A 1,639-nucleotide genomic window follows, 5' to 3' on the forward strand; every position below is an offset into this window, starting at 1 on the left:
AACGACCGGAACGTTGAGAAGATTGGCGGTCGCTTTGTATCCCAACCAAGCGGGTTCCAATACGCAAACTCGTTTGGGGGCAAGCGATTGCAGCACATAGTAGATGCCCTGTTTAACACCGGGAACCACTAAGATTTGATCGTCTTGGTATTTTGCGTGGTAGTAGTGTTCGCAGATGGCTCGCCGAAGTTCCGGCAATCCGCGGGCTGAACTGTAGTGCGTTTGCCCGGCCTGCATCGCTCGCGTGATTCCATCAACGATCTGCGGAGCGGGCGAGACATGGGTGTCGCCCATCGCGAACGAAATAACCTCGCGTCCACGCTCACGCATTTGACGCACTCGTTCGGCCATCGCCATCGAGGCACTCGGTTTACGCTGCGCGGCTAGCATCGAGATTGTTCCGGTTGCGGTTCTGGCTGCAGCACAAGATCGTCCATCTGCAACAAGCAGTCTTTGCTCAAGTCGTTGGTTGCAACCACGCGTTGTTGAAGCATTTGGTTGAGGGCGACGGCATCAACACCGCTGGGGTGACGCAGGAAATAAACGTCGTCGGAGCTGAGTTCATGTCCCTTGGCGATGTCATGTTTGAGAATCGCTCGATAGCGTATCGCGTTTTTGAATTGGGTCTCTTCGGCTTCGATTTCGATTCTTGTTTCGGTGCGGTTGGCTTGCTCGACGGTGCGAATACTTTGCACCATCGCCTGCAATTCCGCAGGTTCCAGTGAAAACGGTTCATCCGGTGCGTTGACAATGCCGCGTTTCAAGATGAAATGCTTTTCAATCACATCGGCTCCGAGTACCACCGCGGCGGTGGCGACCGCGATGCCGTCGGTGTGGTCGGAGAATCCCACCGGACAGCCGAACATTTTCCGGTAGATCTCCATGCGGCCCAAGAAAACGCGATCCGCAGGAGTGGGATAGATACTGTTGCAGTGCAGAATGCAGTAGTTTTTGTTTCCGCTGCGTTCAAAGATCTTGATCACTTGTTCGAGTTCGCCGTAGCTGACCAGTCCCGTCGATAGCAGCGTTGGTTTGCCGGTTTGAGCGACACGCTGAATCAGCTGAGGGAACGTGCCAATTTGAGCTGACGCGAGTTTGAACAGCTCGACCGACAGATCACTGAGCAGATCGACGGATCGCAGATACGTTGGTGTCGAGAAAAACAGAATGCCACGCTTATCGCAGTGCTCTTTCAGAGGCTGATGCCATGATTCGTCCAAGTCAATGGCTTGATGCAGTCTGCGTGTTTCGTCACTCGGGTCGAGGTAAAGGGCGTCGAGTGCGATCGATTGGAACTTGACGGCATCCGCCCCGGCTTCGGCTGCGGCATCGATCGTATCCAGGGCTAGTTGAAAGTCTTGGCCATGATTCGATCCGATTTCGGCAATGATGAAGGTGGGGGATCCGTCGCCGATCGTGACTTTGTCGTTAATCTTCATCTGACTCTCGCGAGGCGGAGGCCGCATCGACCTTGGTGATTTGCAGCTTGTAAGTGGAGCCCCCGAGTTCGAAGAAGGCGGGGTAGGCGTCGTTGTCGACGACTCGCAGCAGATTGAACTGCTCGGCAAGGGGGCGGTGAGGGTCCAGTTTGCTGTCGGCGGGGCCGCGACGTCGATAGACCGTTCCCTGTCCGCTTTGA

3 protein-coding genes are annotated in these 1,639 nt (G+C 55.3%); all 3 read right to left on the bottom strand.

The window, feature by feature from the left end:
• A partial coding sequence (locus ABX962_RS35745; protein ID WP_372726412.1) for an aminotransferase class I/II-fold pyridoxal phosphate-dependent enzyme occupies nucleotides 1-390 on the bottom strand: 390 nt, incomplete at its 3' end.
• A complete protein-coding gene (locus ABX962_RS35750) occupies nucleotides 384-1,439 on the bottom strand; it encodes an N-acetylneuraminate synthase family protein (protein ID WP_372726413.1) in 1,056 nt (351 codons plus the stop codon). The genes ABX962_RS35750 and ABX962_RS35745, both read right to left, overlap by 7 nt.
• Nucleotides 1,429-1,639, bottom strand: a 211-nt coding sequence (locus ABX962_RS35755) for a hypothetical protein (RefSeq protein WP_372726414.1), incomplete at its 5' end; no start/stop codon positions are given. The genes ABX962_RS35750 and ABX962_RS35755, both read right to left, overlap by 11 nt.

The sequence above is a fragment of the Novipirellula sp. genome (assembly GCF_041583735.1).
Classification (GTDB): Bacteria; Planctomycetota; Planctomycetia; order Pirellulales; family Pirellulaceae; genus Novipirellula.

Excerpts from the sequence above, each read along its gene's own strand:
- ABX962_RS35750 (WP_372726413.1), bottom strand. The coding sequence starts at position 1,439 with ATGAAGATTAACGACAAAGTCACGATCGGCGACGGATCCCCCACCTTC.